A 19,931-nucleotide genomic window follows, 5' to 3' on the forward strand; every position below is an offset into this window, starting at 1 on the left:
GCGGGCGGTGGGCGGTCAGTGGGCGGCGTCGGCGCGGAAGTCGGTGGACAGGGCGCGGCCGTCGGGGTTGAGGGGCAGGTGGAGGCCGGGGAGGAACTGGCCCGCGCCGCCGAGGACGTCCACGTCCACCAGCCGGGTCCTGGCCCGGTCCAGCGTCTGGTGCAGCAGCCGTTCCACGCCCTGCGCCGTCCACACGGTGTCCGCGGGACCCGCGGGGACCGCCAGCAGCACGGTCTGCGGCGGCACGGCCGCCGGGGCGTCGAACTCCAGCGCCGCCGCGGCGGTGTGGGTGTCGTCGGGCACGGTCTCCACCCACTCGTCGACGGCCAGCCCGTACACCGGCGCGGTCAGGTCCAGGGAGGCGCCCGGCAGGACGCCCAGCACCATGGACAGCCGTCCGCCCTCCGGCGCGCCGGCCGGGCGCCGCGCGCCCCACCAGCGGTCGTTCGCCACGTGCGGGAGCTGGGCCACCCGCACCAGGTCGGTGCCGGAGGCGACCGGCGCGTCCAGCGCCGCCGCGAGGTCGAAGACCTCCTGCAGGCGTCCCGCGCCCGACCGGACCCTGCCGGTCTGGCGCAGCCAGCGGCGGCCCTCGCCCGGGGTGCCCTGGAGCGCGCCGGTCACGGCCAGTGAGGCCGCCAGTCCGGTGCCCGCGGCGGCCGCCGCGTCCGCCGGGGGAAGGAACGACGACAGCAGCGGCAGGTCCTCGCCGAACAGTGCCCGGATCCGGGACAGCTGGTGGGCGGTGATCTCCGGGTCGGTGGGTGCCGGGCCGCCCGCGGGGTGGTCGGCGGCCCAGGCGGCCGTCAGCCGGTCGTGCGCGGCCCGCCGGGCGCGCAGTTCGCGTTCCGCCGAAGCCGCGGCCTCCGCCAGCAGCGCCGCCTCCCCGGCGGCCCCGCGCGGCGGCGGTACGGCCCCGGGCACGCCCGCCCCCGCCGCCCTGAGCAGAGCGGCCCGCAGCGGATCGCCGCCGCCCGAGGCCGCCGCGGCCAGTGCCGTCAGGGTGTCGTCGACATGGACCAGGGCGAACCCGGCGCGGTTGACCGCGTCCTGCGGGTGGAGGCCGGCGGCCGGGTCGGTGTTCTGCTCGGTCAGGTCGGCGGCGTTGAGCGCCCGTCCGTGGTCGAACAGCCGCCGCACCGCCGCCACCGCCGACAGGAACTCGGTGATGGACAGCCGGTCGGCAGGCCAGTCGGCCGCGCGGCCGAAGTCCAGCTCCAGCGTCCAGCTCTGGTCGGCGGCGGCCGGTCTGGAGCTCTGCCAGGCCGCCAGGGTGATCCGCTGCTCCAGTTCGGCGCCGCACGGAGCCAGGCCGCGCGGCGGCATGGCCAGGTAGTCGACCGCACCGATCTGCAGGAAGTCCAGCGAGATCGCCGTGAACACCGGGGTGGTCCCGCCCGGCGGCAGCCAGCGCAGCCGGCAGAACACCCGGTACGGCACGGGCAGCAGTGCCGAGGCGACCGCGTCGGTGTGCGCCGCGGCCACGATCCGCGGCTGCACGCCCACCGAGGCGCCCCACGCCCCCCGGTCGGCGGCGCGGACGTTGCCCATCAGCAGCAGCCGGTGGGTGACGGCCGACGCCGCGCGCGGGGTGCGCGGGAACTCCAGCTCGGGCGGCGTGGTGTCGCCGCGCGACAGCGCGTCCAGTGCCGCGCCCGCCCGCTCCGGACGGCCCTGCACCACCTGGTGCACGCCCTCCGCGAGCAGCGCGTCGTGCAGCGCGTCGACCGTGTCCGTCAGCGCGTCCAGCACCGCGGCCAACGCCAGCTGGTCCGGGCTGCCGGTGGCGGGCAGGCCCGCCGAACCCCACGGCAGCCGCCCGTCGCGGTACCGGGTGTACAGCTCCAGACCGTCGCAGACCGAGGACGGCAGGGCACCGGTCGCCGCCGTGCCGTCCGGGCCGAGCACGGTGGTGCTCACCGGGGCCAGCGCCCGGAACGCGGGCAGGAACCGGTCGAGCAGTCCGCGCGGGCTCTCGTGCACCCCGCGCTCGAAGCGGTAGCCGAGCTGGGCGCCCAGCGGCAGCCCGAACCGCGCGCCTTCCAGCAGCTGCTGGGCCGTCCGCACCCGGCGCGACGACAGGTCCAGCGCCAGCGGTCCGGCGCCCGGGCCGCCGCTGCCCGAGCCGCCGTGCGAGCGCTGCGCGCTGCGCAGCACCGCCGACGTGACGGCCTGGCCCACCGACGGCGCCAGGACGTAGCCGGTGCCCGCCGCCTTCACCAGCGGGTGGTCCGGGTCGTCCTCGTCCTTCGGCGGCTCGGCGACCGGGACGCGTGCGGGCGCCGGCTCCAGATCGGTGACCCAGCCGTACCCGCCCAGGTGGACGCCGGTGGGCCGGCCCGCGCGCAGCGTCGCCAGGCGCTTGGTGGCGAAGGAGGTCGTCCAGGCGTCCAGCCGGTGCCCGGCCAGGCCGAGCGCCGCCGCGGTGTGCCGCTCGACGTCCTCGACGGGCAGCCCGGACAGGGCGTACAGGGTGGTCCGGTACGCACGCAGACCGGCCGTGGCGGGGTCGTCGGCGGGCGGATCGGCGAGGTACCGGTTGATGGTGCGGGCCGGGTCGGCGGGGACCGGACGGGCGAGCCTGCGCCACACGGTGGCGGTGGTGACGCCGTCCTCGACGTCCACCAATTGCGGTTCCACGGGCTCGGCCGCGCCCAGGGCGTGCGCCGCCCGGGACGCCTCGGCCAGCAGCCCGGCCCTGGCCAGCCGGTACAGCAGCGGCGTCGGGCCGCCACCCGGGACGGCGGCCGCCGCCAGCTCCTCGGGGGAGCGGCCGACGGCGGACAGCGCCCTCAGATGGCCGAGCGTGCCGTCCGGCCCGGTCACCAGCGGAGTGCCCAGCCGGTACGAACCCGAGGCGAACACGGCGCTCGCCAGCGGAACGGTCTCCGGCAGCCCGAACGAACGCAGCAGCGCGGTGGCCTCCTCGAAGGCGCTGCGCCGCCAGTCGCCGCCCAGCCGCATCCGCAGGAAACGCCACAGCCACACCACGTACTCCCCGCCCAGCACGCTGCGGGCGCGGACCTCGCGGGTACGGGCGTCCGCGCCCAGGATCCGCACCAGGTTCTGCTCCGGACCCTGCCCGGCCGGCCCGGCGGGTTCGGTGCCCGCGCCGATCCGCGGCAGCCGCCCGACGGAGGTCTTCCACAGCGTGGAGTGCAGACGGCTCAGCAGGCGCACCCCGGCCGAGTCGTCGGGCTCGCCGGGCAGTGGCTGCCAGCGACCCGCCTCCATCACCGGGAGGATCCCGTACGGCTGCGCGCCCACCCGGAACGCGGGCAGCGGGCCCTCGGCCCGCACCCAGTCCAGGTAGTGGGCGCGGATCCGGGCGAGGGCCGCCTCGTCCAGACTGCCCGCCATCATGTGCCGCAGGTGGTAGCCCAGGCCGGCCGGCCACAGGGCGTCCTGCACCAGCCGTGCCGTGGCGTCCTCGTCGTCACCGGCGTGCGCGGCGCGGGCCGCCGCCGTGGGCTCGTGGGCGCGCGGCGGTCTGCGGCGGGCGGTCGCCAGTACGCCCCCGTCGGCGGACTCCAGGTCCAGCCCGAGCGCCAGCGCGGCGCGCCCGGCGGAGCCGGTGGCGGCCGGGGCGGTGTCGGTGTGGGTGACCCGGTCGGGCGGGACGGCGGTGGTGAAGCCGGAGGGCAGGTCGTCGGTGTTGTTGGTGGGTGTGCCCGGCACCAGCCAGGACAGCCCGCGGGTGGCGGCCTGCGCCTCCAGCAGCGACGCCAGGCCGGCCGCGGCGCCCCCGGGGTCGGGTTTCTCGCCCACGCCGTAGACCAGCACCCGGTCCAGGCGCTCGCGCGCCGCGCCCTCCGGCAGGTCGAGGACGACGGCCATGCCGGCGGCCCGGGCCGCGCCGAAGTCGGTCAGCCAGGCGGTGGAGGCGTCCACCGGCGGCAGGTGGTCGGGGACGGTGGACAGATCGGCCGCCGGGTTCAGGCCCACCACCAGCTCGGGGCGGATCTCGCCGCCGACCCCGCGCACCGTCACGGTCCCGGAGGTGGCGGTGACCACCCAGCGGGTCGGCAGGGCGCGGGCCACCGCCGCCCGGGTCCAGGTCGCGGTGCGCGGCAGCGGGGCCGGGAACACCGGCAGGCCCTTGGGCAGCGGCGCGTCGTCGGGGACCGGGCTCTGCGGGCGTCCACGCGGGTCCGGCTCCATCACCCGCGCCACCCAGGTCGCCCGGGTCGGCCCGACGGCCGCGGCGAGCCGTTCCCACGCGGCCTGCTCGCGGATCTCGTCGTCGGCCGCCCGCCACACCGCGCGCCAGTAGTCGGCTCCCGAGGCGGTCTCGTCCGGGGTCAACTCCGGTTCGTGGGAGTCCACATGGAGGGTGTCGGGGAAGACGCGGACGAGCAGCCGCTCGTGGCCGGCCCCGGCGAACCGGGTCTCCAGGCGGACCGGCAGCAGCGCCAGCGGGTGGGTGGTCGCCAGCGTCCACACCGGCGGCACGGCACCCGCCGTGGTCTTGTCGGTCGCGGTCGCGGTCATGGCGGTGGTCACTGGTCGTCCTCCGGCGAGTGCGTCGCGGTCTGTTCACCGATGGGCCCGGCCGCCGCCGCGCTGCCGGCGGGCAGCAGGTCGTCGGCGTGCAGCGCCACGAACACCGGGCGCTGCAGCGACCGGCTCGCGTAGTGCGCGGAGTTGTACGGGTCGGCCGGGGGCTGCTCACCCTCGTCCAGGCCGAATCGGAGCCCCGAGGGCTGCTCGCGGAACGAGAAGAACCACCCGGGATCCTTGCCGCCGCCCACCGCCTGACCGCGCGTCAGCGGGAAGCAGAACAGCCGCAGATCGGGCTCGAACCGGGCCGAGAACAGCGGCAGCAGCTCCGGCGCGCCCTCGGGGACCGTCCGGGCCGTGCGGTCCGGGCCCGTCCACGACGCCTTGCGCGCGGTCACCGCCGTGTCCGGGTAGCGGTGCAGCAGTTCGCCGCGCACCACCAGCACCAGCACGCCCTCCCCGGCCGCGCCCACCCCCGTGGTGTGGGTGCCCAGCGCCCCGCCGCCCCAGGAGGCGATCGGCGGGATGTCCGGAAGCGGGGAGCCGGGCGGACGGCTGCCGTCGGGTGCCGCACCCCGGATGTCCCAGAACTGCCGGAAGTACGTGGTGGACGGGTCCACCGGCACCTCGCGCCACAGCAGTTCGCGGCCGAGTTCGCCGTTGAGGCCGAGCAGGAACGCCTCCACGAAGGCGGGATCGGTCTCCAGCAGGCCCACGCTGTCGGCCGGAACCTTGTCCGCGCCGCCCAGCAGGTGTTCCGGCGACAGGGCGCGCAGCAGCTCGTACGTCGGCTCGGGGAACGCCACGCCGGTCACCAGGCTACGCAGCGGGTCCACGCCGGGCGGCAGCGTGTCGGCGAGCGGCACGCCGTCCACCCCGATCCGGGACAGGGCCCGGTCCGGGACGGTCGCCAGCGGGTCCAGCGCCGCCCGCAGGGCCGCCGCGGTGGCCGCCACCGGGACGGTGGGCGGCGGTGCCTGCCGGGTGAGCTGCTGGGAGGCGGCCACCACCGTCTGGTGCCGCATGGCCGCCTCCACGAAGCGGGTGCCCATCGCGGCACGACGCGCGGTGAGCGCCGGGTCCAGGTCGGCTACCACCAGCGACGTCCCGGCCACCGCCGTGCACCGCGGCTCGGAAGCGGTCACCGCGGTGGTGCCCCAGACCTCGGGCACCCCGGCGGCGTCCAGGTCGAAGGCGGCCGACAGCACCGGACGGTGCAGCCCGCCGGACGGGAAGCTCCGCAGGAACAGCAGGTCGGCGCGGCGGCTTCCGGTCAGATCGACGGCGGCCACCGACAGCCCGGACAGCCGCTCCGCGCCCGCGAGCGACGGTCCGGCGAACGGCACCGGGGCCGTCCAGCCCCCCATGACCAGGCCGCGCCGGTTGACCGAGCGGCCGATCCGGTGGGTGATCGCATCCCGTTCCGAGCCGCGTTCGGCCAGCACCAGCACCAGGTCGGGAGCGTCGTCGTCGGTGACGTCCACCACGTCCACGCCGAGCGCGACCGGGACCCCGGTGGGCGTCGGCAGCGTCTGGGTCAGCCCCCAGCCGCCGGTGGCCCGGCCGGTGGCGTCCAGCCGCCACCCGATCCGCCAGGAGACCCGGCCGCCGCCGCCCTCGGCCTTGGCGTAGGCGACGATCAGTTCCGGGCGGCCGTCGCCGTCCAGGTCGGACAGCGCGACGTCGGCGTCCGCCACCGGGCCCACCGGCTCGGGCAGGTACTGCATCGGACCCCAACCGCCCTGCGGCCGGCCGTCCTTGTCGAGGTCGAAGCCGACCCGGTAGCCCACCCGGCCGCCGGCCCCGGCGTCGTCCACCGACAGCACCACCAGGTCCGGCCTGCCGTTCCCGGTCAGGTCCGCGACCGCCACCCCGGCACCCCTGGCGCCGGGGCCGAACTGCGCGGCCGGGCCGGGTCCCGGCACCCAGGGCGCCCGGGGCGCGCCGTCGAAGCCCAGGTCGGGACCGGTGGCGCAGCGGACGACGGGCGAGGCGGCCGAGGTGTCGAGCTGGGCGATCAGCGCCGACGAGAACAGTGCCACCCCGGGCGCGAAGCGGCGCCGGTCGGCCGCGGGCCAGTCCGCCCAGCCGCCCTGCCCGCCCGGGTCGGTGGCGGTGCCCCGGTCCGTGCAGGTCACCGTGGTGCCGCTGAACAGCGCCCACATCAGGCGCCCCTCGGTGGTGAGAACGTACGCGGCGGCCGGGTTGTTCGGGTCGGCCATCGGCGCGACGCCCGGCGCGGGCGTGTGCCCGGACGGCAGCGACCACGCCTGCCACACGGGCGTTCCCGCGAAGCCGGTGCCCCGCAGCAGGGTGCCGTCGGCGGCGATCGCGTGCTGCACGTCACCGGCGGGCGGCGACAGCGCCTGCAGCGCGCGGCCCAGCGGTTTGCCGAGGTTGCGCCACAACGGCGTCCGCCCGGGCCGGTACTCGTACAGGGTGCCGTCGGCGACGACCTGGCGCAGGTCCGCGACCCCGGCCCGGACACCGGGGGACCGCGGCAGGTCCGGGGGCGGGGCCACGATCGTCCACGTCCCGGTGCCGCTAGCGGAGGCCCGCCACTCGGCCCAGCCGCCCGGCGTCAGCGCGGCGTAGACGTGGGTGCCGTCGGGCGAGACCGCGATGTGGCCGCTGGGCCTGCTCAGCAGCCCGTTGGCGGGGCTGCCGAAGTTGCTCCAGGTACCGGCGGCAAGATCCATCCGGAACAGCTCCTCGGACTGCGAGAACACCCACACCCCGCCACCGGCCACCACCGGGTTGTTCCAGGCACCGGGCTCGGTGCCGGGCATCGGGTGCTGCACCCACACCCAGCGGTCCGTCACCCAGCGGCGCTCCACCAGCTCCGATCCCCAGCCCACCGCGTGCCGCATGAAGACCCGCGGGCTGCCGCCGGTCACCAGGGCGGGAACGCCCTTCAGCCCGGACTGCCCGTATCCGGCGGGCGTGCCGTGGTTGCGCCACAGCGCCTCGCGGCCGGGCTCGACCGGGACCTGCTCGTACAGGAACCCGGTGGCCTCGCCCGCCCAGGGATCGCCGGTGGCGAGCACGAACAGCCGTCCGTCGGTGTTCACCACCGGCGTGGTCCGGGCCTTCACCGGCATCTGCACCCACGGCGAGACGGGCGGGGGCGGCGGGGTCAGCCACCAGGGATCGGCCGAGGACAGGAACGCGGCGGTCAGCTGTTCCAGGGTGATCGGGCGGCCCGCGGAGTCCCGCAGCATGGTGTCGGGCACCGCCCCGGTCGGCAGCTGCGCGGGCGGCACGGGGGACACCGTTCCGGAGGCCAGCGCGGCCACCACGGCGGCGGGCGGGGCGCCGAGGCGGTCGCCGGAAGTGGCGCTGCCGCGGGTGGCACGGCGGAACGCCGAGGTGGTGGCCGCGGCCACCCCGGGGTTGCCGTCCACGACGTCCGCGACGGTGGAAGGACGCAGTGAGGGGGCGGCCCCGGCCCGAGAAGCCACCGACTGCCCGGCCCGTCCGGCGGACCCGTCGTCCGCCGGGGCGGCCGACGGCGGCGGGACGGGCGCCTTCACGAGGTCGTGCACCGGCCGCGTGACGGCCAGGAGTTCCGCGTCGCTCAGGACGTGGTACGCGGGCCCGGCGGCCGCCGCCGCGGGTTCGGCCGCCGCGATCGTGGCCCTCGGCGGCGCGATGCGGCGCCGGTGCAGGGCCGAGCCCGCGCTGCGGGCGAGGCGGGCGAACGACAGCAGCGCGTTGGCCTCGCGCAGGTCCGCGGCCTGTTCCTGGACCGCGGTGACCAGGTCCTCCTGACGGTCCTGGACCACCTTGGCGCCCAGTGCCGCCGCCGCCCGGTGCTGCGGTTCCAGGTTGACCGCCGCCAGCCAGGCCGGTTCCGCGCCCTCGGCCGGGGGAGCGCCGTCGGGAGTACCGCCGTACGCCCCGCCGTACAGCGGCGGCGGCAGCCGGTCGGTGCCGGGCGCGAACCGGGCCCGCATCGCCGCCCGCCACGCGGTGCGGGTGGCCTCCGGCCAGACCGGTCCGGCGCCGGGGGTGCGCAGGGCGCTGCCGAGCCAGGCGGTGGCCTCGGGGGTACCCGGGGAGAGCTGCAGCACCCCGGCGCCCGACAGGTCCAGCGCCCGGGCGCCGACGCCGGTGATCGGGCGGCCCTTGAGCTGCCGGGCCAGGCTCTCGAAGTCGCCGTCCAGGCCGGTGGTGAACCGCCAGGAGTGATAGACGGGCAGGGCGATCCGGCCCGGCGCGCCGCTCTGCCAGGCCGGGGCCGTGCCGGTGGCGTCGGGCTGCGGCAGGCCGAGCCCGGCGAGCCGTCCGGCCTCGTACGCCGGCACCAGGGCGGCCAGGTAGCGGGTGCGGTCGGTGGTGACGGTGGGGCAGATGATGCGGGAGAGCGACCGCTCGGGCGCCGTGCTCAGCACGGTCAGCGGGTCCTCGCCCGGCTCGGCGACGAGCTGGGCGTGGGCCCAGGCCCAGGACCGCGCGAGATCCGGCAGCGCGGCCACCGGGCAGTGCAGCACGGCGGGCGAGGTACCGGGGCCGTCCGCCGCGGTGAGCTGCGCGTCCGCCTCGGGGACGACGACCGGCACCAGCCACGGCCGCAGCCGCCCGCGCTCGTCGGGGCCGCCGGGCGAGAACATCCACGGCAGATCGGGCCGGTCGAACTCGACGGCGGCGAAGCCGGTGGTCTCCACCCCGGTGGCGTCCGGCGCCGGGAAACAGCGGATGATCTGCGCGGCGTCCACTCCCGTGACGTCACCCGGACCGAGCAGGGTCACCGTGACCGGGGCGACCGGCAACCGGTCGGTGCCGCGGCTGACCGTCAGGCCCACCTGGACGCTCGCCCGCGCCCGGGACGGCTGCGCGCCCGGCAGGCCGCCCGCGAGGCCGTCGCGGACCCAGGGCAGGAAACGCAGGCCGCTCACCGGGCACCCCCGGTGGCGAAGCCGGCCGCGGAGACCCGGGGCCCGCGCCCCGGCGCCCGGACCTCGGTCGCGCCGGCCGGGGGCCGGGCCTCGTGCAGTGCGGTGGCCATCTCCCATGCCTCCGTGTAGGTCTCGGCGGGGTGTGTGCGGGGGTGCGGTGCGGCAGCGTCCGCGCGCGTGGGCGCGCCGGCCTGCCAGGTGTGGGGCCGTACGGAGATCCCCGCCGTCGCGCAGCGGGAGCGCCCGGCGGTACGTCCCGCGGGTCCCGCAGCGGCGAGGGCCCGGAGCAGTTCGGCCGGAACGGTCTCGAAACGCCTGGCCGTCAGGTCATGTGACGTCGCGGCAGAGGCGAGGCGGCGTTCACCGGCGACGGCCGCCGCCGCGCGCTCGGCCGAGGCGACGCGCTCCGGCGCGGCCTGCGGCGGTTCCGCCGCCTGTCCGGCGCCGGTGCGCAGCGGCAGGACGGAGGCGAGGCCGGCCGCCATCGGCTCGTCCACCACGATCGCCTCGTAGTCGAGTTCCGCGAACGTGGTCAGCGCGGTGCCGTCGGGGCCCTTGCCGGCCGGGACGGTGAGCCCGTCCACCGCCAGTTCCGTGCCCGACCTGCACAGGTCGAAGGAGGCGCTGCTGAGCTTCGCGGCGTCCGCCATGTCCCGGAACTGGGCGGGCGCGAACCAGTCCTTCACCGCCGCGCCCAGCGTTCCCGGGTGCGCGCCCGGGCCCGTGCCGTACGCCACGGCCGCGATGTCGAAGACGGCGGGATCGGCCAGCGGGTCGGGTCCGACGCGGCGGACCAGGACGCCCAGCGGCAGCACCTTCTGGCCCACCGCCAGGCCGCCCAGCGGGTGGGCGAGCAGTTCCCCGGGGCCCGCGGTCACCTCGCGCAGGGTGACCACGGCCTGGCCGGAAGGCGGCAGCGACGACCAGGAGGCCGGGTCGGCGAGCGCGGCGAGCAGGGCGCCGGTGGGATCGACCGGCGCGGGCAGCACCTTCGGCCCGCCCCGGCCCGCGGTGATCTCGAAGCCGACCGTGACCGAGACGAACCACAGCTCGAAGTGCGCGTGGCCCTTGGCGTGCCACGGGCTCGGACCGGACAACTGGAGGGCGAGGTCCACCGCCAGGATCGTCCGCGAGCCGCGCTTGACCGAGGCCGACGCGAAGACGTCCACCACGAACCCGAACGGCGAGAACTGGATCAGCGCGTCGTAGCCGAGCCGCCCCACCACGGTGAACCCGGCCTTCTCCACCCGGACGTCCACCAGCGCCCCGTGCTGCACGGTGTTGGAGGTGACGGCGAGATAGCCCTCCACCCGCACCCGCGGGTTGTCGCCCTTGGTCAGCGAGATCGCCACCCGCCGCAGCTCGGGGAAGCCCTTGGGACGGCCGGTGAAACGCGGATGGAAGCCGCCGATGGAGAGCGTGAAGTCCCGCTTGGCACCCCATGAGGCCCGCAGCGCCATGTCACCGGTGACCGGGAAACCGGCCACCGAGGACTCCACCAGCGAGGCGTCCAGCGACGCCTCCCGGGTGCCCAGGTCGACCAGGCCCACCGCGTCCATCCGCAGCACCACCACCGGTGCCGCCGGGGCGGGCAGGGTGATGGTCACCCGCGCCAGCAGTCCGATCCGCACCGGGGCGGGCAGTTCGACGAAGAGCGCGAGGTCGGCGGTGGCCAGCGCCTTGGTTCCGGCGGACGGGTTCCTCACGTCGGGGGTGCGGGGGCCCCAGGTGATCCGGGCCATCAGCCCCAGCAGGTAGCGGTCGGGCGCGACCGGGAACAGCTTGGACAGCGAGGCCACCAGCTGCGGCCCGGCCGCCACCGGATCGGCGGGGAACAGCACGCTGTCCAGTGCCTTGGTCCGCACCCCGGCGCGCAGCGCCTCCACGTCCGCCGCCCGGTGCAGGCCGACCAGCACCCCCAGGCCCTCCAGGGCGAAGCCGGGGCTCGGCGGCGCGGGCGCGGTGCCGGTGGCGATCAGCAGCAGGGAGTAGATGTCCCGCCCGGCCCGGTCGCGCAGCGGGCGGCCGTCGGCCTGCCGGGTGGTGAGCAGCCCCACCGCCGTCAACCGGTAGGCGGACAGGGCGAGTTGGGCGGCGCCCGCGTACTGGCCGCGTTCCTTGTCGATGGAGAGGTAGCCGCCGCCGGTGATGAGGTCGCTGTCGACGGACAGGGCGATGCCGCTCGGCAGCCGGAAGGCGGTGGACAGCTCCATCGGGCCGGTGTTGCCGCCGCCGGGCGGGAAGGCGGCGGTCACCGCCAGTCCCAGCCGTTCGACGGCCGCGGTGACCGGGCCGAGCGCGAGGCGGGCACTGAGCGACGCCTCCACGGCGGCGACCGGGTCGTTCGGTCCTCCGTCCGGTGTTCCGGCCCGCACCCCCAGGTGGAGACGGTCCACGGTCAGCGGGCCGAGCGGCAGGTGCAGCGGCAGGTCGGCCTCCAGCCCGGCCTGGCCGGTGAACGACAGACCCGTACGACGGGTCCAGCCGAATCCGGCGCGGAACGGCACCGACAGGCCCTGCGCGGGCAGGATCCGGCGCAGGAACGCGTCGCCGTCCGCGGCGCCCGGCACGATGCGGACGAAGCCGTCGGCGGCCTCGGCGGCCACGCCCCAGTCGGCTTTCCCCGCCGTGTCGTCGCCGCTGTACCGCGCGAAGGCGGAGACCGACAGCCTGCCCAGTTCCACCCGGGTGCCGTTCGGCGCGCCGAAGGTCCACGCGGGGGCGCCCCGGGCGCCGCGCCGGTCGGCGGCCATCGTGAAGCGGACCTCGGTTCCGGAGCCGTCGGGCAGCAGCAGCCCCTGCGGCCCCCAGGCGAAGCCGCCGGGGGCGCCGGTCAGCGTCATCGCCAGGTTCCACGCCCCGGCCGCGGTGGTCACCCCCAGCTCGCCCCAGGGCAGCACCACCAGGCCCATTCCGCCGCGCTCGGCGGGTGACAACGCGAAGCCCGTGCCCCAACCACCCTCCAGCACACCGTCCTTGACGCCACCGGTCACGGTCAGCGCGCGGGCGGTGAGTTCCGCGCCGGGCGCGTCCTGAGCCGGGCCGACGCCCTCCTGGCCGCCGTACCCGGCCTCCAGGCCCAGTGCGGCCAGCAGTTCGGCGAGCCGTGGGAACAGCAGCCCGGCGGAGGCGTCGGCCTGTTCGGCGGTGGGCGCGCCGTGCCAGGCGTACAGCTCGGACAGCAGTGCCTCGGGCTCGGCCAGCAGCCGCCGCAGCCGGTCCGGGCGCAGCCGGTCCCGGGAGACCGGCAGCCGCACCGGCGCCTGCGGGGGAGCGGGCAGCGGCTCGCGCGGCGCCTGCGGTCCGGCCGGTTCGATCAGGCCGAGCAGCACCATCAGCCGGTACAGGGCGGGGACCTCGGAGCGCAGGTAGCGGGTGCCCAGATGGTGGGAGAGGTCCTCGGCCAGTGCGGGCAGCAGCCACGGGTCGGGGGCCTTGGCCTGCCACACCGGGGGCAGCGCCTTCAGCACCCCCGCGGCCTTGCCCGCCCGCTGGGCACGGGACTTCACCGCCTCCAGCGAGTCCGGCAGCCCGGCGGCGAGCTGGGAACGCAGCTCGGCGTAGGCGGCGGAGACGGCGGCGATCCACTGGTCCAGGTGCTGTTCGAGCTGTGCCGGATCACCGATCTTCAGCTGCTCGCCGAGCGCGGTCAGGTCCCAGCCCAGCTCCCCGGCGAGCGCCCGGCGGCGGCCGGGGTCTCCGCCGGCTTCCAGTAACGGCTCGACGATCAGGGTGAGTTCATCCCACAGGCGGGTGAGCAGATCGTGTTCGTGGCGCGGGTCCGGTACCTGGCTCTCGCCCATGGCAGTTCCGTCCTGACGGCGTGTCGAAATGGAAGAGTGACGCGTGGGGAAGAGGGAAGGCGGGCGGGTTCAGTGCCGTGCGGGCGCGGTGGGGGCGCGGGGTGCGGGGTGCGGGCGTCCGGTACCGGGTCAGTGGCCCCCGGCCCAGGGCAGGTCGACGTCGTCCAGCCGGAAACTGCCACGGTCGGGGCGCAGTTGGCGCTCGCCGACGGGACGGGCCGGTGGGGCGGCGTTCGGCAGGTCGTCCAGCGGGAGGGTGAAGCCGCGCGGGTTCTGGCCGGGAAGGGCGGGGTTCCAGGTCGGCCAGTCACGCGCCCGCTCCAGGCTGGCCGCCAGACCGGCGGGGCACTGCGCCCGCAGTCCTGCCAGCAGCCGGGCCTCCTCGGCGTCGCCCCAGGCGGTGACCGGCTGGAGCAGGTTCGCCCCCGCCGGGTTCTGCCTGGCCCACCGCAGCGCCTGGCGCAGCTGCGTCCCCGCCCGCTGCCCGGTGACCATGTCGGCGGGCCGGTTGACGTGCCAGCGCAGGATCATCCCCACGGCCCGTTCGGAGGTGAACACCTCGCCGACCAGCGGCCGCCGGGCCGCGGGACCGACGCCGACGTCCGCCAGTGCGAAGTTGTTCGCGGCCGGTGCCTGAGGGGTGTCGGGCCAGCGGAGCGCCAGTACGTCGGCGACGCGCTGCCGGGCCAGGTCCCACATCGCGTTCCGGAACTGCGGCTCCACCCGGAAGGCCATGGCCAGCCGGTACGCCCAGTGCCAGCCGCGCAGCCGGTTGAACTCGCGGACCCGCAGCGGCGTCGCCGCCGGTGCCGCCTCGGTCTCCCGGGTGACGGTGCTGGCGTAGGTGCGGCTGCCCGGGTCCCAGATGGCCGCGGTGTTCCAGGCATCCAGCACGTCGATGCCGAACGCCCGGAAGTGCCGCCCGAACGCCTCAGGGTAGCGGGCCTTGAGCAGTGCCAGCAGGCTCCACAGCTCGCCCCTGCGGACCTCCCAGTGGTCCCGCACCGGCTCCACCGGCCAGAGCGGGGAGCCCGGCGGCGGCACGGGCACGGGTAGGACGGGGAAGGTGCTCGCCGGGACCCGGGTCGGCCCCGCCGTCCAGTGGTAGAGCCCTCCGGAGATGAAGGCGCTGTCGTAGCAGTTGAGCACGTCGAAGAAGCCCTCGGCCTCGACCTCGGCCACCGCCCTGACCACCTTGAAGGTGGACAGCCGCCCGTCGCCGGGGTCGGCGTCGGCCGCGGCGACCAGGTCCGCGAGCGTCGGCGGCGCGCTCGCGGGGGCCCGGGCCGGCAGCAGGGTCTGCGGCAGGACCTCGCTGTCCGGGCGCCAGCTGGACGCGGGCGAGGTCGACAGACCGCCCTCGAACACCACGTTCGCGCCCCGCGTCACCGGCGGGACCGCGTTGTCCGTGTGCTTGTACTCCTGGTCGTAGCGGACCCACGAGCCCACCGGCACCCGCGGGACACCGTCGGGGAGCCCGCCCGGCTGGGCCTTGCGGTGCGCCTCGGGGACGTCGTAGTAGTTGCGGAAGTCGGTGACACAGATCTCGTGACCGGTGACGCCCGGCTGGGTGTGCCGCCACAGGTTGTCGAACCCGGCGACCGCCGCCCCCGCCTGGGTGAACGCCTCCACCACCACCGGGCAGCGGTACCGCTCGCGCTTCCACAGCGCGAGCGCGAACCGGGTCTGGGCGTTGACCACGCCGCTCGCCGGTCCGGCATAACGGTCCTCCTCCGGGCACCAGGCCCGCTCCAGGCGTTCGGCCCAGCGGACGGGTACCGGGTTCTGCCCGGTCTGGCGGGCGATCCGGCTGTCCCGCGCGTACGCCTGGAACTCCCGCACGCCCCACTCGGTGTGCGGCCCGAAGACGCCGGCCTGGTCGCCCGCCACCACCGCGAAGCCCAGCTCGGCCAGGTCGCGCTGCAGGTCGCGTACGTGGGTGCCGCCGCCGGCCACCGGGGCGCCCGCGTACACGGCGGGCGCGGCGCCCTGCGGGTCGTGGTCGCCGCGCTGCAGCGAGAGGTTGGCGTACAGCCGGTCCACGTACATGCTCGGGCCGGGCACCACAGGCAGCGTGAAGTCGGTGAACGGCCGGACCGGGCCGCCCTCCGCCAGCGGGAAACGGACGCTCTGCCGGGCGAACCGGAAGTCGGCGCCGAAGGTGGCGGTGAAGTCGCCCAGAGCGTTCACTCCCACGACCGAGGTGCCGCTCGCCCAGTACAGGAGGGTGTTCCGGTGGTTGGTCAGCGCGGCCACGTAGTGCCGCAGGCCGAAGCCCGCACCGAAGCCGCCGTCGCCGTCCGGGTCGGACGCGTCCTCGTCGTCGGGACGGATGTCCTCCCACGGGTCCACCGGCAGCGGCTGTTCCGGGCGCAGCGCCATCCCGGGCCCCTGCGCGTCCTGCTCGGCCGCGGTCAGGCCCAGGAACCAGTCCGGACGCAGCTCAAGACGGCGGTCCGGGGACAGGGTGCCCACCTGCGGAGGGCCGGACAGCTGCCAGGGTACGGGGGGCTGGTCGCCCGGCCGGAGCTGAACCCCGGCCTGTACGGTGATCACCGGCGCGTCCCAGCCCACCACCCGGACCTGTCGGGTCGGGCCGAACCTCCGCCCCCGGCCGTGCAGTTCACGGTCGGCGGTGCCCGCCCCGCGCAGCGCGCCCGCCGTCAGGTGTACCAGCACCGACTCGGCCTTCACCGGATCGCCGGCCGCCGGAGCACCCGGCGTACGGTAGGCGCGCTCGGCCGAGAACCGCACCGTGTCGCCGTAGGAATGCCCCACACCACCGGCCAGCAGCACCAGTTGGCGGCGACGCACCTGATCGGCCCCCGCGGGCACCCGGCGCGCGGCGAAGCGGTTCAGCGCGAAGTGGTACCCCTCGGGGTCCGCCGCCCAGGAGCCCGACTGGTCCACCGGCGGCTCGGTGCCCTCGGTGACCGGGGTGGCCACCCGGTGCAGCGGCACCGCCGAGGCCAGCAGCGTCAGGGTGTCGGGGCGGGCCTCCGGTAACAGGTCGAGCATCGCGTCCAGGCCGGCGTCACCGACCGGGCGGCGGTCCGGCCCGCCCGGGACCGCCAGGGAGCGGCGGGTGGCGGTGTCCAGCACCAGCAGGTGCCAGCGGGTGCCGGTCAGCAGGAAGTGGTAGTCCAGCGCGCCCGCCGGCCGCGCCAGCGCCGGGGTCGGCACGCCCGCCCGGTCGGCGACGGCCGCGCAGTGCGCGTCCTCGCCGGGGACGGGCGCGGCCAGCCAGGCGGCCAGCTCGGTCAGCAGCACCCGGCCGGGAGAGCCGACGGCGGCGAACCGGTCCGGGGTGTTGCCCCAGGCGCGCAGCACGGCGTGCGCGGCCAGCGCGTTCTGCACCACCCGGCGCCCCACGGAGTCGTTCAGCACGCCGGTGGCCTCGGCGGTGCCGCCGTTCCACGCCTCGCTGACGTCGTGCCCGCCCAGCCCCATCAGCACCGGCACATTGGCCAGCAGTCGCCGTACGGCCGGAAGCCCGGCCCGGAACTCGGCGAGCCGCGCGCTGTCGTCCCGCCACGTCTCCAGCCACGCGACCAGCGGTGCCTGCGCCTCGGTGGCGGTGTACGGGGAACGGTTCAGTACGGCGGCGCGCAGCGCGGCGGGGAGCGAGGCCCAGCGCGGGTCGGGGTGCACGGCCTCCACGGCCGGGAGCGCGGCGGGCCACAACGCGTCGCTCCACATGAGCAGTTGCGCGGCGGCGTACTCGGCGAAGGAGAGCAGGTGGCTGGGCCACGAGCCGGGCAGCTTGGACGCCGCGCACAGCGCCTCCCGCGCGCCGGGCCCCAGGACGCCCGGCTGCTCGGCGTCGGCGGCGCCGGGCAGCTTGTCGTCGGGTACCCCGAGTACGGCTACCGCGGAGCGGACGACGGCGAGCATGGTGGCCGTGACACCGTCGGCGGGGGACTGGTCGCCGTGCAGCAGGAGCAGGTGCGGGCGCGCCGGGGGAGCGGCGGCGGACTTCCCGGCGATCGCCTCGGCGAGCACGGTGTCGGCGTGCGCCAGCAGATCGGGGCCGCCCGCGTGCGGGACGCGCGCACCACCGTGCAGCACCCGCAGGTCGCCGGGGCCTGCGGGGAGCGCGAACCCGGGCAGTTCGGTGCCCGGGGTCTGCGCCGACTTCGGGTGGCACAGCAGCGCCCTGGCCTGCTCGCCGGTGGCGGCGACCACGCCGTCGTCCATCAGGTCCTGCCGGACGCCCCCGGCCGGGGTGAAGCCGAGCCGGTAGCGGTACGACGCCCCGGCGGCCAGCGGCGCGGCTCCGGCGGCGGTGACGGCGGCGACGTGCATCCGGGCGCCGAGCGCGACCGTCGGCGCGGTGCCGGTGAGCAGCGGCGGGGCGTCGGCGGGGCCGGCCGCGGGCAGTACGTCGAGCGTCACCGCGCGGGCCTCGCGGGTCACCACGAAGACGGTGACCGAGCCCGGCTCCACCCGTCTGAGCATCGGTCCGGCGACCACCAGCGGCGGCGCCGGCACGGGCTTGCCGCCGCCCCCGTCGACGGAGCCGCCCGAACCCGCAGGCGTTTCCGGCGTTCCCGGCACGGCCGATGCCGGCGTTGCGCGTACATTCCGTCGCGGACCGGATCCGGACACAGCAACCCCCCCACCACGGCCCTCCGGCCGTTCCCCCGAGTGCCTCCCCCCCTGGAGGCCCGCCTCGCGGGTCCGGTCCGCAAGCGGAGCGGAGGTCCCGGAGGCTGCAGGCAACCGAATATTCCGCCGGGAGGTTGGCTTGGCAAGAGGTTGTAGAGGTTCCGTGGTGCTACGGAAAAAGTGGTATGCCTGCCTCTCAGATTCCGCTATCGGCAGAGAAGGCGGCATCTGCCTTCGGATTCGGTGGGAGCCGTCTCACTCCGCCACCTCACTCCGCCGCGGGCTCCGCCCGGGTCTCCGGGAGCATCGCCAGGACCACCTCCACTTTCCCCCAACACCCCCGGTACCAACTGGTCGACCCCTCAACCGGGTTGGAAAAGGATCCCTGACCGGAACTTCTCGGTCAGGCCCGCCGATGCTCCATTCCGAGCGGCACGCGGCACATTCCCTGCGGGCAGGCCTCGGCGCGTGCGGATGGCGGACCACGCACGTCCAGACCGATCCGCTCGGCGGCCGGTTCCTCGTCACCGATCCGGACACCGGCAAGCCGCTGCGGATCACGGGAGTCGGGCCGGCTGGCCGATGTGAAGTGGCCGAAGCCGGACCTGAGCGCCGAAGCGGCGTGACCGGCCGTTCGGGGACGGGCACCCCGCACCGACGACGTCACCGGCCGGAGGGCAGCAGGTGGGCCAGAAGGGAACACATGGCGTGGCGGAGGACGTCGAAGTCGTGGCGGCCGTGGCGGCCGTGGGGGCCGTGGCGGCCGTGGGGGACGTCGACGGCCTCGACGTTCGCGTCGTGCGTCCTGGCCGCGGCCAGGAACTCCTCGACGGTGGCGGCGAGGCGGCGCAGCCAGGCCGGGGGCGCGGTCGGCCAGTCCGCCGCCCGAGAAGAACCACAGCGCGATCCGGTCCGCGTCCACGCGCGGATCGGCCCGGCCGCGCTCCGCCGTCATGGTGGAAGCTCCCGCCGGAGGAGGTTCAACTGTCTTCCAGGGGCGTCGTGTTGTGAACCGGCCGGTGCGGAACGGGGGCTTCGTCGTTAGGCTTTTCCCATGAAGGCAGCGGTGCGCAGCCTGTACGGTCCGCCGGACGTGGTCCGGATCGCCGAGGTGGACAAACCCTCGATCGGGGACCGGGACGTTCTGGTCAGGGTGCACGCGACGACGGTCAACCGGACGGACTGCGGCTACCGGGCGGCCAGGCCCTTCTTCATGCGCGCGCTCACCGGCCTCGCCCGGCCGCGGCTCACCGTGCTCGGGACCGAGTACGCGGGAGTGGTGGAAGCGGTCGGCGGCGGCGTCACCTCCTTCGCGGTCGGCGACCGGGTGTTCGGGTACAACGAAGGCGCGTTCGGAACCCACGCCGAATACCTGTCGGTTCCGCACGACGGTGCCATCGCGACCATGCCGGCCGGCGCGACCTTCGAGGAGACCGCTCCCGGCACCGAGGGCTCGCACTACGCGCTGTCGTTCATCACGAAGGCGGGCATCGGCGCCGGGCACACCGTCCTCGTCCACGGCGCGACCGGTGCCATCGGCTCGGCCGCGGTGCAACTGCTGAAGCAGCGCGGGGCCACCGTGACCGCGGTGTGCGCGACGGCGCACCTGGAGCTGGTGAAGGGCCTGGGCGCGGACCGGGTCGTCGACTACACGGTCCAGGACTTCACCAGGGACGGCGAGCGTTACGACGCGGTGCTGGACGCCGTCGGCAAGAGCACGTTCGGCCGCTGCAAGCGGCTGTTGAAACCCGGCGGGGTGTACATGTCCTCGGAGCTGGGCCCCTGGGGGCAGAACCTGCTCCTGCCGCTCCTCACGTCCCTGTCCCGGGGCAGGAAGGTGAAGTTCGCCTTTCCTATCCAGAACCAGGAGATGGTGCGGTACTTCCGCGACCTGATCGAGGCCGGGGAGTTCAGGCCGGTCGTCGACCGGCGGTACCCGTTGGAGCGGATCGCCGACGCCTACCGGTACGTCGAGACCGGGCAGAAGATCGGCAACGTCGTCATCACTGTCGTACCCACCGACTGACCTCGTGGTGAGGCCGTCCACCTGGGCGTGGCCCGGGCCGTGCCGACTGCGCCTCGGGTGAAGGAAACTGGTTGCGGGCGGCGGAGCTGGGCCGTG

At 76.2% G+C, this 19,931-nt stretch carries 5 protein-coding genes and 1 pseudogene; 1 reads left to right on the plus strand and 5 read right to left on the minus strand.

Translation table 11 applies throughout. From position 1 onward, the window contains the following. Positions 1 to 15 precede the first annotated feature (15 nt). From ACFW6B_RS18955 to ACFW6B_RS18975, 5 genes and pseudogenes are all read right to left on the minus strand, one after another. The gene (locus ACFW6B_RS18955; RefSeq protein WP_386597442.1) at positions 16 to 4,503 is read right to left on the minus strand and encodes a hypothetical protein; all 4,488 of its coding nucleotides are present in this window, start codon (positions 4,501 to 4,503) and stop codon (positions 16 to 18) included. Beyond that, positions 4,500 to 9,398 carry a hypothetical protein gene (locus tag ACFW6B_RS18960; RefSeq protein WP_386597445.1) on the minus strand — a complete coding sequence of 1,633 codons (4,899 nt, stop codon included), beginning with the start codon at positions 9,396 to 9,398 and terminating at the stop codon, positions 4,500 to 4,502. Before ACFW6B_RS18960 ends, ACFW6B_RS18955 begins: the two co-directional genes overlap by 4 nt. Further along, the gene (locus ACFW6B_RS18965) at positions 9,395 to 13,201 is read right to left on the minus strand and encodes a DUF6603 domain-containing protein (protein WP_386597447.1); all 3,807 of its coding nucleotides are present in this window, start codon (positions 13,199 to 13,201) and stop codon (positions 9,395 to 9,397) included. Before ACFW6B_RS18965 ends, ACFW6B_RS18960 begins: the two co-directional genes overlap by 4 nt. 129 nt (positions 13,202 to 13,330) lie before the next feature. Then, the gene (locus tag ACFW6B_RS18970; RefSeq protein WP_386597449.1) at positions 13,331 to 17,692 is read right to left on the minus strand and encodes a peptidoglycan-binding protein; all 4,362 of its coding nucleotides are present in this window, start codon (positions 17,690 to 17,692) and stop codon (positions 13,331 to 13,333) included. Positions 17,693 to 18,472: 780 nt separating this feature from the next. Further along, positions 18,473 to 18,755, minus strand: a pseudogene (locus ACFW6B_RS18975) (alpha/beta hydrolase); the annotation flags it as partial. A 108-nt stretch (positions 18,756 to 18,863) separates the two neighbouring features. On the opposite strand from ACFW6B_RS18975, the gene ACFW6B_RS18980 reads away from it, so the two are divergent. After that, positions 18,864 to 19,835 (plus strand): NAD(P)-dependent alcohol dehydrogenase, encoded by a 972-nt coding sequence (locus ACFW6B_RS18980; protein WP_386597451.1) that lies wholly within the window; start codon positions 18,864 to 18,866, stop codon positions 19,833 to 19,835. The last annotated feature ends 96 nt before the right edge of the window (positions 19,836 to 19,931 follow it).

Source organism: Streptomyces sp. NPDC058751 (assembly GCF_042746485.1).
GTDB lineage: Bacteria > Actinomycetota > Actinomycetes > Streptomycetales > Streptomycetaceae > Streptomyces.

Coding starts and splice junctions, on each gene's coding strand:
- ACFW6B_RS18965 (WP_386597447.1), bottom strand. CDS start 13,201: ATGGGCGAGAGCCAGGTACCGGACCCGCGCCACGAACACGATCTGCTC.
- ACFW6B_RS18980 (WP_386597451.1), top strand. CDS start 18,864: ATGAAGGCAGCGGTGCGCAGCCTGTACGGTCCGCCGGACGTGGTCCGG.